The organism is Sphingomonas sp. Sph1(2015) (assembly GCF_001970915.1).
GTDB lineage: Bacteria > Pseudomonadota > Alphaproteobacteria > Sphingomonadales > Sphingomonadaceae > Sphingomonas > Sphingomonas parapaucimobilis.
On sequence record NZ_MQUI01000003.1, the window covers coordinates 100,941 to 117,532 of the forward strand.

The 16,592-nt window shown below is 68.5% G+C and carries 11 protein-coding genes and 1 pseudogene; 5 read left to right on the forward strand and 7 right to left on the reverse strand.

What is annotated here, in order from left to right:
- Positions 1 to 225 precede the first annotated feature (225 nt).
- Positions 226 to 2,613: a TonB-dependent receptor domain-containing protein gene (locus BSZ14_RS02225; RefSeq protein WP_158069153.1), complete on the forward strand. Its 2,388-nt coding sequence runs from the start codon at positions 226 to 228 to the stop codon at positions 2,611 to 2,613.
- Here the strand turns inward: BSZ14_RS02225 and BSZ14_RS02230 are convergent.
- The 5 genes from BSZ14_RS02230 to BSZ14_RS02250 are packed head-to-tail and all read right to left on the reverse strand — an operon-like array spanning position 2,610 to position 10,058.
- Positions 2,610 to 3,857: an MFS transporter gene (locus tag BSZ14_RS02230; protein ID WP_083748048.1), complete on the reverse strand. Its 1,248-nt coding sequence runs from the start codon at positions 3,855 to 3,857 to the stop codon at positions 2,610 to 2,612. The genes BSZ14_RS02225 and BSZ14_RS02230 overlap by 4 nt on opposite strands.
- On the reverse strand, positions 3,854 to 4,399 hold the full coding sequence (locus BSZ14_RS02235) for a cytochrome b (RefSeq protein ID WP_076709608.1): 546 nt from the start codon (positions 4,397 to 4,399) through the stop codon (positions 3,854 to 3,856). The genes BSZ14_RS02230 and BSZ14_RS02235 overlap by 4 nt, the downstream gene beginning before the upstream one ends.
- Positions 4,396 to 5,817 (reverse strand): efflux transporter outer membrane subunit, encoded by a 1,422-nt coding sequence (locus BSZ14_RS02240; protein ID WP_089413565.1) that lies wholly within the window; start codon positions 5,815 to 5,817, stop codon positions 4,396 to 4,398. The genes BSZ14_RS02235 and BSZ14_RS02240 overlap by 4 nt, the downstream gene beginning before the upstream one ends.
- Positions 5,814 to 8,921, reverse strand: a complete 3,108-nt coding sequence (locus BSZ14_RS02245; RefSeq protein WP_076709610.1) for a multidrug efflux RND transporter permease subunit — start codon at positions 8,919 to 8,921, stop codon at positions 5,814 to 5,816. The genes BSZ14_RS02240 and BSZ14_RS02245 overlap by 4 nt, the downstream gene beginning before the upstream one ends.
- Positions 8,922 to 8,924: 3 nt before the next feature.
- Positions 8,925 to 10,058, reverse strand: a complete 1,134-nt coding sequence (locus BSZ14_RS02250; protein ID WP_076709611.1) for an efflux RND transporter periplasmic adaptor subunit — start codon at positions 10,056 to 10,058, stop codon at positions 8,925 to 8,927.
- A gap of 124 nt (positions 10,059 to 10,182) precedes the next feature.
- On the opposite strand from BSZ14_RS02250, the gene BSZ14_RS02255 reads away from it, so the two are divergent.
- Positions 10,183 to 10,860 (forward strand): response regulator, encoded by a 678-nt coding sequence (locus tag BSZ14_RS02255; RefSeq protein WP_076709612.1) that lies wholly within the window; start codon positions 10,183 to 10,185, stop codon positions 10,858 to 10,860.
- The gene (locus tag BSZ14_RS02260) at positions 10,857 to 11,981 is read left to right on the forward strand and encodes an ATP-binding protein (protein WP_076709647.1); all 1,125 of its coding nucleotides are present in this window, start codon (positions 10,857 to 10,859) and stop codon (positions 11,979 to 11,981) included. Before BSZ14_RS02255 ends, BSZ14_RS02260 begins: the two co-directional genes overlap by 4 nt.
- On the opposite strand, the pseudogene BSZ14_RS20265 reads toward BSZ14_RS02260, so the two are convergent.
- Both BSZ14_RS20265 and BSZ14_RS02265 read right to left on the reverse strand, forming a co-directional pair.
- A pseudogene (locus BSZ14_RS20265) lies at positions 11,929 to 12,048 on the reverse strand (IS481 family transposase); the annotation flags it as partial. The gene BSZ14_RS02260 and the pseudogene BSZ14_RS20265 sit on opposite strands and share 53 nt — an antisense overlap.
- 280 nt (positions 12,049 to 12,328) lie before the next feature.
- Positions 12,329 to 12,745: a DUF2721 domain-containing protein gene (locus tag BSZ14_RS02265; protein ID WP_042490538.1), complete on the reverse strand. Its 417-nt coding sequence runs from the start codon at positions 12,743 to 12,745 to the stop codon at positions 12,329 to 12,331.
- A gap of 223 nt (positions 12,746 to 12,968) precedes the next feature.
- On the opposite strand from BSZ14_RS02265, the gene BSZ14_RS02270 reads away from it, so the two are divergent.
- Positions 12,969 to 15,461 carry a DegT/DnrJ/EryC1/StrS family aminotransferase gene (locus BSZ14_RS02270; RefSeq protein WP_076709613.1) on the forward strand — a complete coding sequence of 831 codons (2,493 nt, stop codon included), beginning with the start codon at positions 12,969 to 12,971 and terminating at the stop codon, positions 15,459 to 15,461.
- Positions 15,458 to 16,537 (forward strand): glycosyltransferase family 2 protein, encoded by a 1,080-nt coding sequence (locus BSZ14_RS02275; RefSeq protein WP_076709614.1) that lies wholly within the window; start codon positions 15,458 to 15,460, stop codon positions 16,535 to 16,537. The genes BSZ14_RS02270 and BSZ14_RS02275 overlap by 4 nt, the downstream gene beginning before the upstream one ends.
- Positions 16,538 to 16,592 lie beyond the last annotated feature (55 nt).

The following is a 16,592-nucleotide window of genomic DNA, read 5'->3' on the forward strand; positions in this document are numbered from 1 at the left end:
ATGACGACATGGGATCGAACCGAATCTGGCCCCTCCCTTTCAGGGGAGGGGTTGGGGTGGGGCATCGCCACAGGCCCGGCGTTTGCACAAACGCTCCACCCCCTGCCCCTGCCCTGAAGGAGAGGGGTGGATCACGCTGATGGCATCATGCTTTGGAGCAGGGGACGGGCACCCCATGCCGGACGAGCGTCTGCGACGGTGAGGGTTTTGCATGCCGTCGGAGTTATGATTCCGACGATCCTGTCTGCGACAGCCGCCGTCGGACAAGGTCCGGCGAGCGGCGACCTGCGCTGGTTCGATATCGGGGTCGTGCCCTTGTCGCGCGCCCTGGTGACGGTCGGACTGCAAGGCGGCGTCAGCGTGGCGGGCACCGACCCGATCCTGGCGCAGCGCCATTTGCGCGCGCCCATCCGGGGGCGGATGACCGTCGAACAGGCGCTTTCCCGCCTGCTGGCAGGCACTGGCCTGGTCGCGGTGCGGTCCGCGCCCTTTGTCTATCGGATCGAGCGCGCGCGGCGCATCGCCGATCCGGCCCCGCCGCCGCCGCGCCGCGATCCGCCGCCGCCGCCGCCGCCGCCGCCTCCGGTCGTCGGCGCGGAGGTCGTGGTGATGGCCAGCAAGCGGGGCGTCCCGATCGAGGATTATCCCGGCTCCGCCCATATGCTGACCGCCGACGATCTGACGATCGGCCGCGGGGCCAATGCCGACACCCGCGCGCTGGCGAACCTGTTGCCGGTGCTGACGACGACCAGCCTGGGGCCGGGGCGCGAGAAGCTGTTCGTGCGGGGGATCGCGGACAGCAGTTTGGTGGGCGGCAGCCAGGCGACGGTCGGCCAGTATCTGGGTGAGATCCAGCTGAACTACAGCGCGCCCGATCCGAACCTCGCGCTCTACGACATCGCCTCGGTCGAGTTGCTGGAGGGGCCGCAGGGGACGCTCTACGGCACCGGCGCACTGGGCGGGGTGATACGCGTCACACCCAACCCGCCGGTACTGGATCGCTGGTCGGGCGCGGTCGGCCTGGGGGCGACGGGGATCGCGCATGGCGGGACCGGCGGCGATGCCATGGCGATCCTCAACGCGCCGCTGGGCGATCGCGCCGCGCTGCGCATCCTCGGTTATGGATCGCGGACGCCGGGCTATATCGACGACACGCTCCGGGGCAGAAGGGGCGTGAACCGCAGTAACGTGGGCGGTGGCCGGGCGACCTTGCGCCTCCGCCCCGACGATGCCTGGACGATCGATATCGGCGGCGTCTATCAGCGGATCGACAATCGCGACGCCCAATATGTCGATGCCGCCGCCCCGCCCTTGACCCGTGCGGTGCCGGTGGCGGAGCCGTCGTCGAACGACTTCCGGATGGGCTCGATCACCGTCCAGCATCGCAGCGCCGGGGGACAGACGCTGACCGCGGCGCTGTCGCTGGTCCGGAACAATGTCATGGCGCGCTATGACGCGGCGGGACTGGTGCGCGGTGCCACCGCGCTGGAGACGGCAAGCAGCTCGCAGGTCGTGACCGGGGAATTGCGCCTGGCCCGGCACCGCGACAGCGGCAACGGTTTCCTACTGGGCAGCTATGCCACGATCAGCGACGATCGCCTGATCCATTCGACCGTCGGTCGCGATGGCGGGACGGTGCTGCGCGGTATCGGCAACCGCGTGGTCGACGTGGCGCTGTTCGGCGAAGCGACCCTGGCGCTGGGGCACAGGCTGGCGGCGACCATGGGATTGCGCGCGACCTATCTCGACTTTTTCGGCACCACCATCCTGCCCGGCGGGCGCGAGCAGGGGCTTGCGGTGGAGGTGCCCAATGGCGGTGACGTGACCTTCCTGCCCAGTGCCGCCCTGCGCTGGGACTGGAAGCCCGGCCTCACCGGCTATCTGCGTTATCAGCGCGGGCTGCGCGTCGGCGGCTATGGTCTGGACACCGAGGTGTCGGTCGATCCGGATGACATATCGCCGGACGAGGGCTATGTCGTGTTCGGACCCGACACGCTGGACACCATCGAAGCGGGCCTGCGGTTCGGCGATCCCGCATCGCGTTTCCACGGCCAAACGGCGCTGTCCTTCGCCAATTGGCGCAGCATCCAGGCGGACCTTTACGGGGCGACGGGGCCGCATACCGCCAATATCGGCGATGGACAGATCTGGTCGCTGGAGACGACGGTGCAGTGGCGCCCCGCACGGGCCGTCCGGCTGACCGGGGCGATCGTCCTGACCCGCAGCATGCTGACCGCTCCTGCCCCGCCGTTCGCCCTTGCGCGGGAACAGGCGCTACCCAATACGCCGGCCGTCTCGTTGCGGGTGGCGCTCGATCGGCGGTGGTCGCTGGCGAACGGCGACGACCTGTTGCTGCGCGGCTCGGTCCGCTATGCCGGACGCTCCTGGGTCGGGGTCGGGCCGCTCCATCTGGCGCAGGGCGATTATGCGCAGGCGGACATGGGGCTGGCCTGGACGCACCGGCCGGTGACGCTGACCCTCGATATCTTCAACCTGTTCGACGGCGCGGGCAACCGCTTCGCCCTGGGCAATCCGCTGGCCTATATGCGGCGGACGCAGTGGACGCCCCTGCAACCGCGAACCATCAGGATCGGTGCCGCATGGTCCTTCTAGCTTTCCTCCGCCCTGCGTAGTTCGCCGGACAGGAATGCCAGCAGGCTGACCAGCGTTCCAAGGGCGCCGGTCAGGACGAACAGCCAGCGTACGCCGATCAACGCCCCGAGCGGCGCGGCGATCAGAAGGCCGAACGGTGCCGCCAGACCCATCAGCGTGGCGAGCAGACCGAGCACGCGCCCCTGCAACTGATTGGGAACGGTCGCCTGGATCAAGGCGGTGAAGGGCGCATCGCCCAGGATGAACAGCAGGCCGCTCAACGCCCAGAAGATCGCCGCCAGCCAGAACAGGCCCGACGGCATCAGCGCGGTCAGCGCCAGCGTCGCGCAGGACAAGCTGAAGCCCCACAATATCCATGACACCAGCCGCCGGGGGACGATGATCGCCACGATCGCACCGCCGGCGATCATGCCCGCGCCGCCCAGGCTTTCGAGCATCGCGACCTGCTGCGCCCCGCCGCCGAAATGCTGCTTCACCAGCAGCGGCAGCAGCGTGAAGGTCGGCATGATGACCAGCACCACGGCGGTCAGCAGCGCATAGATGCGTCGCAAGCGGGCATCTTGCCAGACGACCCCGATGCCTTCGCGAAATTCGGTCCAGATGCCGGTCCCGCTTCTCGATAGGCGATGTTGCGGGATCGCGAAGGCCAGGAGCGGGGCGATGCCAAGCAGCGCGGTGCCGACATCGATCCACAACGCCTTGCCGACCGGCATCGCCGCGATCGCCAGCGCCCCCAGCGGCGCGGCGGCGACCGTCACGACGCCCATCAGCGTCTGGTTCAGTCCGGCGACGCGGGGGAGGAAATGCCGGGGCACCAGCATCGCCTCGCTGGCCGAGGCGGCGGGCATCTGAAAGGCGGTGGCCGCACTGCGCACGAACATCGCCGTGTAGATGTGCCACAGCGCGATCCGGCCGCTCAGGAACAGGGCGATCACGACCACGATGCAGAAGGCTGAGATGAGGTCGGAGACGATCATCAGCATCCGGCGGTTGTAGCGGTCGGCGAAGGTGCCCCCGAGCGGTCCCAGCAGCGCTTGCGGCAACAGCGCGACCAGGCCAGCCGTCGCCAAGGCGCCCAGGTCGCCGGTCGTGTCGGTGATCCACCAGATCAGCACGAATTGCGTGATGGCCGACCCCGTCAGCGACAGCGCCTGTCCCGCGAAGATCGACCAGAAACGCCATTTCCAGCCCGGACCGGGATCCATGCCCGCCGGGTCATACGCGCCCGAAACAGGCTGGGTCATAGCATCCGGCGCAGCACGTCGGTGTCACGCCCGCGGTCCAGGAACCGATGCTTCAGCACGCCCATGACATGCAGGACGACCAGCGCCAGCAGCATATAGGCCGATATCCGGTGCGCGAGGGCGAAGAGCGCGAAGGCGTGGTCGTCCTTGGGCAGGAGTTCGGGCAGTCCGATGCCGAAAAAGGGTACGCCGTCGCTCTGGGTGAACGAACTGGACATGGCATAGCCCATCAGCGGTACGATGATCGCCAGCGCCAGCATTATATATTGCACCATGGAGGACAGCATGGTCTCCCATGGTGCCAGCCCGGCGGGATGACGGGGCAGGGCGGAGCGGCGGCGCAGGATCAGCGCGATGATGCCGGTCAGAAAGGCCAGCACGCCGAATTCCTTATGGACGGGATACATCCATGCGAACTTGGCCGTCATGCTGTCGGGCAGCGAGGTCATCGTCCAGCCCAGCGCGATCAGGCCTGGGATCAGGGCGGCGCGGGTCCAGTGCAGCATTCGCATCGGCAGGGTGTAACGGTCGCGGCGGTTCATTCGGGCGTTCCTTCGGCGGCGGTGTCGCCACCCAGCGCCCGGTAGAGCGCGGCGGCGGCGGTCAGCTGGTCGCGCCGGACGATCAGCGCGCTTTGCCGGGCGGCATAGATGGCGCGCTGCGCGTCCAGCAGGTCGAGGCGGCTGGTCTGACCTGCCCGATAGGCCAGCCCGGTCAGCGTGGCGCGGCGCTCGGCCTGGGTGGCGACCCCGCGCTGCTCGGCCAGCTGCGCGCCATAGGTCGCCTGGGCGGCCAATCCGTCCGCCACCTCGCGAAAGCCGGTCTGGATCGCCTTTTCATAGGTGGCGACGGCCGAGGATGTCCGCAGGCGGGCGAGGTCGAGATTGCCCCGCAGCGCGCCGCCGCGAAAGATCGGCAGGCTGATCGCGGGCGCATAGGACCAGGTGCGGTTCGCCCCCAGGAACAGGCTCTCGAGCGCGAGACTGGCGAAACCGAAGGCGGCGGTCAGCGAGACGCGCGGGAAAAAGGCCGCGCGTGCCGCGCCGATATCCGCATTGGCGGCGCGCAGCGCCTGCTCGGCCTGCGCGATATCGGGGCGCCGGGTCAACAGGTCGGAGGGGGTTCCGGCCGCCAGCGCGGTGCGGATCGGCTGATCCATCAGCGGGGTGGGGGGCGGCAGGTCGCGCGGCAGCGGCGCGCCGACTGCCAGCACCAGCGCGTTGGTCGCCTGCACCCATTCGCGCTCGCGCCGGGCCAGATCGGCCTGGGCCTGTCGCACCAGTCCTTCGCCCTGCGCCAGGTCGGCACCGCTCGCCTGTCCGGCGTCCTTTCGGAGCCGGGTGATCTCCAGCGACGCGCGCCAGTCGGCCAGCGTCGAACGGGTCAGTGCCCGTTGCTCGTCGGCCAGCCGTTCGTTCCAATAGGCATCGGCGACCGCCCCGATCACGGTCAGGCGGACGGTGCGCCGCGCTTCTACCGAGGCGAGCCAGCGGTGGAACGCGGCCTCGTTCAACGCACGCAGGCGGCCGAACAGGTCGAGTTCGAACCCGGTCAGCGCCGTCTGCACGCTGAACTGGCCGAACTCGAAGCCCGTCGGGCCGTTGCCCGGCGTCAGGCCGATGCCCGCGCCGGCCACGCTGGCGGGCTGGCGCTGACGGGTATAGCCCGCGTCGACATGGACGCCGGGCCGCGCCTGGGCGCGCTGCACGCGCAGCTGGGCGCGCGCGGCTTCGGCATCGAGCGCGGCGATGCGCAGATCGCGATTGGCGTCGAGCGACAGCGCGATCAGGCTTTGCAGCCGGGCATCGCCGAACATGTCGCGCCATGCGGGCAGCGCCTCGGAGCCGCCCGCCAGAGGGTACGCGTCGGCGACCGGCGGGGTGGGCAGGGGCAGCCTGGGCGTCATCGAACAGGCGGTGGTCGCCAACAGCAGGGCAAGGGGCAGGGATCGCATCGTCATGCCGCCTTCTCCCGGCGCGCGCGCCAGCGTTCGGCGAGGCCCACCACCACCACGAAGAAGGTCGGCACGAAGATCAGCGCCAGCACGGTGCCGGTGATCATGCCGCCGAACACGCCGGTCCCGATCGCATGCTGCGTCTCCGCGCTCGCCCCGCCCGCCAGCATCAGCGGGACGACACCCAGCGTGAAGGCCAGGCTGGTCATCACGATCGGGCGCAGGCGTACCCGCGCGGCGGTGATGGCAGCGTCGATCAGGCTGTATCCGGCCTCGCGATACTGCTTGGCGAACTCGACGATCAGGATCGCATTCTTGGCGCTCAGGCCGATGATGGTGATCAGGCCGACCTTGAAGAAGACGTCGTTCGACAGGCCGCGCAGCATCACCGCCGATACCGCGCCGATCAGTCCCAGGGGCACGACCAGCATCACCGCCATCGGGATCGACCAGCTCTCATAGAGCGCCGCCAGCACCAGGAAGACGACCAGCATCGACAGGGCGAGCAACATCGGCGCCTGCGCCCCGGCCTCACGCTCCTGCCGCGACTGGCCGGTCCATTCGATTCCGAAGCCGTGGGGCAATTCGGCCGCCAGCCGCTCCATCTCGCGCATCGCATCGCCGCTGGAAACCCCGGGCGCGGCGGTGCCGGTGATGCTGACGGACGGGCAGCCATTATAGGTGGAGAGCTGGAGCGGGCCGTTGCTCCATACCGGCGTGACCAGCTCGGCCAGCGCCACCGTGCCCCCGGCCGCGTTCTTGACGCGCAATCCCATCACATCGTCCAGGTTCATGCGGTGCGCAGGCTCGGCCTGTACGATCACCTGCTGCAACCGCCCCTTGTTGGGGAAGTCGTTGACATAGCTGCTGCCCAGCGCCGTGCCGATCATGTCGCTGATCGCGCTGAACGGGACGCCGAGCGCTTGGGCCTTCGCGCGGTCGATGTCGAGCCGCACGCTGGTCCCGGACGGCAGCCCCTCGGCGTAAACGCCGGTCAGCTTGGGGCTGCGCTGTGCATAGGCGACCAGCATGTCGCGTGCGGTGAACAGCGCATGGCGGCCCTTGCCCGCCCGGTCCTCCAAGCGGAGCGCGAAGCCCGAGGAGGTGCCGAGTTCGTCGATCGCGGGCGGCATGACGTTCATGACCAGTCCTTCATGGACGTCCCGGGCCATCGCGGCGTCGGCGGCGGCGACCTCCTTGCCGACATTCGTGCCGCCCCGGTCCTTCCAGTCCTTCAGTATCGTATAGACCATGGCGGCGTTGGGGCCGGAGCCGGAGAAGCCGAAGCCCAGGATCGCCTCGGTCGTCTCGACGCCGGGGCGCGTCGCCATGTGCTTTTCCAGCGCCTTGACCGCTGCCAGCGTGCGGCTGGCGGTGGCATCGGCGGGCAGCTGGAAACTGGTCATGAAATAGCCCTGATCCTCCTCCGGCATGAACGAGGACGGCAGGTTGACGAAGGCGATGGCCAGCATCCCGACGATCGCGACGAAGACCAGCATCATCCGCCCGCTGGCCTTCAGCAGACGCGCGACCCAGCTCTGATAGCCGCGGGTGGCGCGGTCGAACTGACGATCGAACCAGGCGAAGAAGCGGTTCTTGGCGCGCTCCTCGTCCAGCGGCTTGAGCAGCGTCGCGCACAGCGCCGGGGTAAGGGTGAGCGCGAGGAAGGCGGAGAACAGGATCGACACCGCCATCGCCATCGAGAACTGGCGATAGATGGTGCCGACCGACCCGGCGGCCAGCGCCATGGGGATGAACACCGCCGACAGGACCAGCGTGATGCCGATGATGGCGGGCGTGATTTCGCCCATCGCCTTGCGCGTGGCATCGGCGGGCGAGAGTTTCTCCTCGTGCATCAGCCGTTCGACATTCTCGACGACGACGATGGCGTCATCGACGATGATGCCGATCGCCAGCACCATGCCGAACATGGTCAGCACGTTGATCGAATAGCCCGTCGCCAGCATGACCGCGATCGTGCCGAGCAGCGCGATGGGCGCGACGATGGCGGGGATCAGCGTGTAGCGGACCTTTTGCAGGAACAGGTACATGACGAGGAAGACCAGCAGCATCGCCTCGGCCAGCGTATGAAGTACCTTCTCGATCGAGATGCGGACGAACGGCGCGGTGTCGAACGGCGCGGACCAGCTCATGCCCGGCGGCAGTGAGCGGGCAAGCTCGGTCATCCGCGCGCGCACGGCTTTGGAGGCGGCGACGGCATTGGCGCCGGGCGTCAGCTGGATGCCCACCGAGGCGGCGAACTTGCCATTTTCCCGTGTGTCGTTGCCGAAGCTTTGCCGCCCCAGTTCGATCCGGGCGACCTTGTTCAGCGTCACCGACGAGCCGTCCGTGTTGGCCTTCAGGATGACGCCCGCGAAATCCTCCGGCGTCTTCAGCTGCCCGTCGGCGGTCAGCGGCACCAGCACGCGCTGTCCGTTGGCGGTCGGTTCGGCCCCCAGCTTGCCGGGGGCGATCTGCACATTCTGTTCGGCGATCGCCGCCGTCACATCCGTGGCGGTCAGGCCGTATCCGGCGAGCTTGGCGGGGTCGATCCAGATGCGCATGGCGCGCTCCGCCGAGAAATTCTGGACGCGCCCGACGCCGGGGATGCGCTTCAGCTCATCCACGATGTTGCGCGCCATGTAATCGGACAGCTCCACCTCGTCCTGCTGTCCATCGGACAACAGGCTGACGATCATCAGGAAGCCCGACGAGGCGGACTCGACCGTGACGCCGGTCTGGCGCACCACCTGCGGCAGGCGCGGCTCGATCGTCTTCAGCCGGTTCTGCACATCGACCTGCGCCATTTCGGGGTTGGTGCCAGGGCGGAAGGTCGCGGTGATCGTCGCCAAGCCCGAGGTATCGGCCGAGCTTTCGAAATAGAGCAGGTTCTTGACGCTCGACAGTTCGCGCTGGACCAGGGAGACGACGCTGTCGTTCAGCGTCTGTGTCGTGGCGCCGGGATAGCTGGCGAAGATGCTGACCGTCGGCGGCGCGACGCTGGGGAAGCGGGCAACCGGCATTTTCGGGATGGCGATGACGCCCATCAGCACGATCGCGATCGCGATGACCCAGGCAAAGACCGGGCGATCGATGAAGAATTTCGCCATGACTCAGCCCGCCGCCCCGTCGCGCCACGCCCGCTGCTTGACCGGGGTGCCGGGCTGAACGCGGTTCTGCCCCTCGACGATCACCACCTCCCCGGCGCGCAGACCCGACCGAATGACATAGCGGCCATGGACCAGCGGGCCGAGCGTGACGCGGCGGAGATGCACCCGGTCCTGCCCGCCGACGACGCTGACCTGCGGCGTGCCGTCGCCCGCGCGGGTTACGGCCTGTTGCGGCACGGACAGCGCACCCGGCATGGTCGCACGGGGCAGGCGGGCGCGAACGAACATGCCGGGCAACAGCCGTTCGCCCGGGTTCGGCACCTCGACCCGGACCAGGGCGTCGCCGCTATTGGGATCGACCGCGACACCCGAAAACAGGATGCGCCCTTGCACCGGATGGCTTCGGCCGGATGCCGTCAGGATCTCGACCAACCCGGTCCCGGCCCTTTGGTCGCGCAGTTCGGCATAGCGTTCGGCGGGTTGCCGGACATCGACATAGACGCGGTCGATCTGCTGGATGGTGGCGAGCGGATTGGCATCCGCCGCCGTGACCAGCGCGCCCTCGGTCACATTGGCCGCCCCGATCCGGCCTGGAATCGGGGCGGTAACCCGCGCGAAGCCGAGGTCGATCCGGCGGCGGCGCAGGGTGGCACGGGCTTCGGCCAGTTCCGCGGCAGCCTGCGCGCGGGCCGCGACCGCATCGTCATAGCTCTGGCGGCTGATCGCATCGGCGGCGACCAGCGGCTTCAGCCGATCCGCCTGCGCGTTGGCGCGGGCATAGGCGGCGCTGGCCTTCTGCACGGTCGCCCGCGCGGTGTCGGCATCGGCCTGGAAGGGGGCGGGGCTGATCTGGAATAGCAACTGCCCGGCGCGCACCGCCGCACCCTGTTCGAACAGGCGGCGCTGGACGATCCCGCCGACCTGCGGCCGGATCTCGGCCGTGCGGAACGCCACCACGCGCCCCGGCAATTCGTCGACCGCCGTCACCGTGGAGGGTACGACACGCAGGGTCGTTACCTCTACCGCATCGACTTGCGCCGTTGGGGCATCGGCAGAACAGCCGCTCAGCGACGCCGCCACCGCCAGAGCGATCGGCAGGGCACACCGCGTGCCGGATGCAAAAGAATGGACCTTCATGCCGGCGCTTATCCATCCAGACCATTGGGGCAGCGTCGAGATTGTGTGGAGAATGCGTGGGGGCGGGCTGGCAGCCTGTCGAGTGCGACTGATATGACGGCGTGAAGAGGAACGGAAACGTCACATGAACCCGCTTGTACTGATCGCCGAAGATGAACGTGACATCGCCGATATCCTCTGCGCCTATTTGGAGCGCGAAGGGTTCCGGACGGTTCATGCCGGCGACGGGCGTACCGCGCTGGACCTGCATCTGGCGCTGAAGCCCGACATCCTGCTGCTCGACATCTCGATGCCGCTGGTCGATGGCTGGGGCGTGCTGTCCGAAGTGCGGCGGCGGGGCAATACGCCCGTGGTCGTCACCACCGCGCTGGATCAGGATATCGACAAGTTGCAGGCGCTGCGGATCGGGGCGGACGATTATGTGGTCAAGCCGTTCAATCCGGTCGAGGTCGTGGCGCGGGTCAAGGCGGTGCTGCGCCGGTCGGGCGGGGAAGGCGCCAACGGTGTGCTTCGCGTCGGCCCGGTCGAGATCGACACGACCGCGCACATCGTCCGCACCCAGAATGGCGAGGTCGCGCTCACCCTGACCGAGTTCCGCCTGCTCGCCCATATGGCGCGTACGCCGAGCCGGGTGTTCAGCCGTGGCGAGCTGCTCGACGCCTGCCTGCCGGGATCGGACGCACTCGACCGGACGGTCGACAGCCATGTCAGCAAGCTGCGCCGCAAGCTCGATCAGGCGGGGGCGCCCGATATGCCCGAGGGGGTGCGCGGCGTCGGATACCGGCTATGGTCGCGGGGATGAGGAACCGGAACAGCCTGACCCGGCAATTGTCGATCGCGTTGGCGGCGCTCGCCTTCGTCGCCGTCGCGGTCAGCACGGCGGCCTTCTATATCGTCTATGCCGTGCTGGAGCGGTGGCGGATCGTGGCCCCCCTGCCGCCGGGGGTGGCGGACACCACCGGGCTTGATGTCGGCATCACGCTGGCGGCCTGCGTCATCGGGGTGGTGCTGGCGCTTGCGGTCGCGGTGCGGCTGGCTCGGCGGATAGTACAGCCACTGGGGGCGGTGGGAGAAGCCGCGCGTCGGATTGCCGAGGGCGATCTGGCAACCCGGATAGCGCCGGTCCGCGGCGCGCATGGCGAGGCGGCCGTGTTGATCGCCGACTTCAACGCGATGGCCGACCGGCTGCAGCGCATGTCGGACGACATGAAGGTCTGGAACGCGCAGATCGCACATGAACTGCGGACGCCGCTGACGATCCTGCGTGGGCGGCTTCAGGGCGCCAAAGATGGCGTTTTCGCGCTCGATGCGGAGCTGGTGGTCGGGTTGATGAAACAGGTCGACGGACTGACCCGGCTGGTCGAGGACCTGCGCAGCGTCAGCCTGGCAGAAAGCGGTCGGTTGGAGCTGTTGCTCGCCGATGTCGACCTCGCTGCCGAATTTCACGAGATGCGGCCGGTGCTGGAAGCGATGCTTGCACCAGCAGGTTTCGAGCTGGAAATGGCATTGGAACCGGGTGTCGTCCGGGTCGATGCGGCACGGGTGCGTCAAGCCGTAATCGCATTGGTCGACAATGCTCGGCGCCATGCGAGCCCCTGCATTGTGTCGATCGCGGTGACATTTTCCGGTAACGCGGCCGTCATTACGGTTTCAGATAAAGGTCCCGGGCTTCCTGTGCATTTTGAGAAGCGGGCTTTTCTTCAATTCTCACGCGGCGTTCAAAATGCGAATGGGTCGGGGCTTGGTCTTTCGGTCATCAAGGCTATCGCGAAGGCGCATGGAGGTGATGCCATATACCAGCGTAACGGTGAAATTTCGCAATTCCGCATCATCATCCCCAGGTGTTCGGTTCCGGCATCTGCTGAATCGGGTCGACGAGGCGCGTTCGAAGCCGGTCGTGGCTTTCGTGATGAAAGCGTTTGACGGTCGCCTGCCTGATGGTCCGGTTCATCCGCTCGACCTGCCCCTCGGTCCATGGCTGGTGAGCCGGCGCTCGATCTCGGTCGCCTCGCGGATCATGTCGAATCGCGTCTGACGCGACCTTCCGGGTGACCGCGACCGTGGCGGGTGGCGGGCGATGCCGTGCCGCTGGGGGCAATGATGCAGCGCCGACCGGGTCGGGAGCGGGATCGACGGCTGCGACGCATGGATACAGGGGGGCAGCGGCGGCGGGGTGTGACGGCGGAACGCCACGACCATCGGCTGCTTGGTTGGTGGTGATGCCGGATGAATAGCCAGGCCACCTGGGTCCCTGCCAATCAGCGCGCAGCTCATCCCTCGCCATGATCGTCGCGAAGCGCCCGCCCGGCGATCGTGATCTCTCCGACAAAGCACGCCAGCCCCGCCACCGCGCAGATCAGGCCGCCGCCGAAGAAGAAGAACAGCACCCCCGCATGACGCGAGTCGCGCAGCGTCCCCAGGAACAGGGTGATCGCCGCGCAGCACGTCATCGCCCCCGCCGCCGCGGTCAGCATGACGGCGATGTCGAGGATCTTGGAGCGCAGGCGAAGGCGGCGCAGCTCATAGCCGTTCGTCCGGCCGTCCTTCCTCAATCCCTGAATCCGGTCGCTGATCCGCCCCAGCCGGGTCGCAAAGACGTTCAGCAGCGATCCCACGGCGGTCAGCAGAAAGATCGGCGTCAGCGCCAGTTGGATGACGCGGGCGGCGGCGTTCAGGGGTTCGGTCATCACGGCTCGCTTTTCGGAAGATCAACGATCGAACAAAGGACGCCAATGTTCCCGCGAGAAAGATCACCCAAGGGCCAGCGCGCGCCGGAACCCGTATGAAGCGGGAAGACGACTCCCCCAAAATGGGATGGCGCGAAGGACCATGTGCCCCCGAACCTATTGTGCTAAGAGGTTTTTAGGACGGATATGAAAGAAGACGGGCCGTTTAAAGGGGGAGAGGCAGATGGAATTTCCGCTCATCGCGCCGCGACCGCCCCGGCTGTCCGAACAGATGGAGGGCCTGAAGCGGATCGAGGCGTCCGGCCAGTTCAGCAATAACGGCCCCGAGGTCCGCGCGTTGGAGGCCGAGATGGTCGCACGGCTGTTCGACGGGCGCGGTGCAGCGCTGGCGGTCGGCAATGCGACCCTGGGCCTGATGATCGCCATCCGGCAGGCGGCGGGGCTGCATCCCCGGCCGGGCACGCTTGCGATGATGCCCGCCATGACCTTTGCCGCGACGGCGCAGGCGGCGATCTGGGCCGGGCTTACCCCCCTGATCGTCGATATCGACCCGCAGGACTGGACCGCCGACGCGGCCGAGGAAGAGCGGATGCTGGCGCAGCATGGCGGCCGGATCGGCGTCATCGTGCCCTATGCGACCTTCGGCACGGTCATCGACCTGGACCGCTATGCCTGGCTGGCTCGGCGGTACGAGGTCGGGGTCGTCATCGATGCGGCGGCCTCGCTGGGGACGCGGGACGCGGCGGGGCGGGGCTTCGGCACGGGTGCGCCCTTCACGCTGGTCTATTCGATGCATGCGACCAAGACCTTTTCGGTCGGTGAGGGCGGGCTGGTCTATAGCGGCGATGTCGAGCGGATCGACCAGCTGCGCGCGATGGTGAATTTCGGTTTCGAGAGCGGGCGCCACGCGACTCTGCCGGGCATCAACGCCAAGATGCCCGAGATACTGGGCCTGATGGCGCGCAGCAAGCTGGCCGAACTCGATTCGATCTGCGACGCCCGCGCCGCGCTGGACCGCGAATATCGCGCGGCGCTGCCCGACCTCACCGTTCAGCGCATGACGGCGAAGCGGCAGGCGACGCAGTTCATGCCGGTGCTGCTTCCCCCCGAACTGGCATCGCGCCGGGCCGCCATCGCCGGAGCCCTGGCGGCGGACGGGGTCGGGACGGGGCAGTATTTCAGCCCGCATCTGGGCGAGCAGACGCTGTTCCGCGACACGGCGCTGGTCGAGCCGACGCCGGTGGCGGATGCCGTTTCGGCGCGGATGCTCAGTCTGCCGATCACCGATGCGATGCGGCCGGGCGATGCGACGATCGTCGCCGGGCGGCTGATGCGTGCGATCGCGCAGGTCGCGGCCGATGCCGGGTCAGGACCTGGGCAGGCCCATGGTGACGCCGCGCTGGGCTGCGTGATGATCGGCGGCGGACCGGCGGGCACCGCCGTGTTGACCGCCGCGAGCAAGAAGGGATTGCTGGAGCGGCTGGCCGGGGACGGACTGGTCCTGGTCGAACGGTCGCCCCGCATCGGGCCGGGGGCGCTGGGCGGCTATGCGATCCGTTCGGACACCACGGCGGAAACCTTCCTGTCGGCGGTGCGCGGCAATCCTTATCCCGAACTCGCCGCGCTGGAGGCGCATCCGGCCGGGCAGATGATGGCGCGGCATTGCGGGGCGCTGGGCGCGCCGCTGGCGGAGACCGCGCCGTTGCTGGCGGCGACCGCGCAGCGGCTGCGCGGCATCGTGACGGCGCATGGCGGCGAAATCCGCACCGATACCGAGGCGCTGAGCGCCCAGGCCACGGCGGACGGGCTCTGGCGGACCACCATTGTCGGCCGCGAAGGGCAGCGCGTGCTGACATCGCGCCATCTGGTCGTGGCGACCGGCGGCTACCAGACCGACGCGCATGTCGCGGACAAGAGGGTCGCGGGCGCGACCCTGGGCGAGCTGGCGGGGGACCGGCTGATGCGCTCCGACCTGCTGTTGCGGCGTGGCGGGGTAGAGGCAGTGGCGGCACGGCTGGCCGACCGGCGCGCGCCGCGCGTGGTGATCGTCGGGGCCTCGACCAGCGCCCTGGCCTCGGCGGTGCAGTTGCTCAAATGCCATGACCTGCCCTGGGGGGCGGGCGCGATCACGCTGATGGTGCGGACCGCGCCCAAGCCCTTCTTCCCGTCGGTCGAGGCGGCGGCGGCGGAAGGTTTTACCGACTATACGCCCGACGATATCTGCCCGGTCAGCGGGTTCGTGCTGCGCCTCGCTGGGCTTCGGCTGGAGTCGCGCGAACTGGTGATGCGGATGCTGGGCTTGGGCGGACGGACACCCGACCCGCGCCTGCGCCTCCACCGGATCGCGGGAGAGGACGATGCCGAGGCGCGTCGGATCATCGGCGAGGCCGATCTGGTGGTGGGCGCGCTCGGCTATCGTCCGCGCGCGCTGCCGCTGTTCGACGTGAATGGACAGCCGATCGCGCTCGCCCATCGCGCGGGGCGGCCGATGGTCGACCGGCATTGCCGTATCCTCGACGACCAGGATCGGCCGGTGCCGGGCGTCTATGGCATCGGCCTTTCCGCCGGTTTCGTACCCGGGGGCGCGCTGGGCGGGGAGAAGAGTTTCCGGGGGCAGGCCAATGGCTTGTGGCTCTGGCAGAATGATGTCGGCCAGATGATCGTCGACCAGCTGCTTGGCGGCGATGCGGCGGCCCGGAGCAGTGTGGCGGCATGAGCGATCCGGTCGCCGATCCTGTCGTCAGCGTCGTCATCCCCGCCTATAACGGCGCATCGCTGATCGGCGAAACGCTGGCGAGCCTGGGCGAACAGACGCTGACCGCCTGGGAGGCGTTGGTCGTCGACGACTGTTCGTCGGACGGCACCCGCGAACTGGTGCGGAACTGGCCCGATCCCCGGGTTCGCCTGATCGAGAATGCCGTCAATGGCGGCCCGGTGAAGACACGCAATCGCGGATTTGCCGAGGCGCGGGGGCGCTATCTGGCGGGGCTGGACCAGGACGATCTGTGTCGCCCCGAACGGCTGGCACGGCAGGTCGCCTTTCTGGAGGCGCGCCCGGATATCGTGCTGGCCGGGACCCAGACCGAGCAGCTGGTCGGGCAGCGCGTGTTGCCCATGGACTATGCGCCGCATACCACGCCCGATCTGGTCGCCTGGTTGAGCTGGATCGAAAATCCGCTGGCATGGTCGACGGTGGTGGTCCGCGCCGATGCCGCCCGGCGGCTCGACCCGTTCACCCGGCCCGAAATCCTCTATGCCGAGGATTTCGACCTGTACCACCGCATCGTCGCATTCGGGCGCATCGCGCGGCTGGACGAGCCGCTGCTGATCTATCGCCAGCACGAAGGCGGCGCGTCGAAGCGGTTCACGACGATGATGCGCGCCAGCGCGACGCGCGTCCTGGCCGAGGCGCATGCGCCGCTGTTTGGCGACGATGCGGGCGAGGTGGCGCGCCTCTTGGTCCAGCATAATATGGGGGGCGTGCCGATCCCCGACGGCGCGACCCTGCGCCGTCTGGGGCAGGCGATCGCGCAGCTCCAGGGCGCGTTCGTCGAGCGTTTCGCGCCCGATGCGCAGAGCCTGACGCTGATCCGGTGGGAAACCGCGCGGCGCTGGCGGCAACTGGCACGCGCTGCGCTGCGGGGCGGCAAGGTCACGCTGGGCGATGTGCTGGCATCGCGGCCGCCACATCTGGGACTGGGCTATGCCGGTGTCGACGATCTGCTGCGATGGCGCGCGATCGGTATGGCGCGCCGTGTCTATCGGACCGGGCAGGGCCATGACCGGGACTGATCCGATCATCGCCGGGCATGCGCCGTTCCCTGTGGCAATCCCCAGCCGCTGAAAG

What these genes read in the sequence shown, in the direction of transcription:
- BSZ14_RS02235 (WP_076709608.1), bottom strand. Translation starts at nt 4,399, where the DNA reads ATGAACCGCCGCGACCGTTACACCCTGCCGATGCGAATGCTGCACTGG.
- BSZ14_RS02250 (WP_076709611.1), bottom strand. Translation starts at nt 10,058, where the DNA reads ATGAAGGTCCATTCTTTTGCATCCGGCACGCGGTGTGCCCTGCCGATC.
- BSZ14_RS02275 (WP_076709614.1), top strand. Translation starts at nt 15,458, where the DNA reads ATGAGCGATCCGGTCGCCGATCCTGTCGTCAGCGTCGTCATCCCCGCC.
- BSZ14_RS02225 (WP_158069153.1), top strand. Translation starts at nt 226, where the DNA reads ATGATTCCGACGATCCTGTCTGCGACAGCCGCCGTCGGACAAGGTCCG.
- BSZ14_RS02245 (WP_076709610.1), bottom strand. Translation starts at nt 8,921, where the DNA reads ATGGCGAAATTCTTCATCGATCGCCCGGTCTTTGCCTGGGTCATCGCG.
- BSZ14_RS02260 (WP_076709647.1), top strand. Translation starts at nt 10,857, where the DNA reads ATGAGGAACCGGAACAGCCTGACCCGGCAATTGTCGATCGCGTTGGCG.
- BSZ14_RS02265 (WP_042490538.1), bottom strand. Translation starts at nt 12,745, where the DNA reads ATGACCGAACCCCTGAACGCCGCCGCCCGCGTCATCCAACTGGCGCTG.
- BSZ14_RS02240 (WP_089413565.1), bottom strand. Translation starts at nt 5,817, where the DNA reads ATGACGATGCGATCCCTGCCCCTTGCCCTGCTGTTGGCGACCACCGCC.
- BSZ14_RS02270 (WP_076709613.1), top strand. Translation starts at nt 12,969, where the DNA reads ATGGAATTTCCGCTCATCGCGCCGCGACCGCCCCGGCTGTCCGAACAG.
- BSZ14_RS02255 (WP_076709612.1), top strand. Translation starts at nt 10,183, where the DNA reads ATGAACCCGCTTGTACTGATCGCCGAAGATGAACGTGACATCGCCGAT.
- BSZ14_RS02230 (WP_083748048.1), bottom strand. Translation starts at nt 3,857, where the DNA reads ATGACCCAGCCTGTTTCGGGCGCGTATGACCCGGCGGGCATGGATCCC.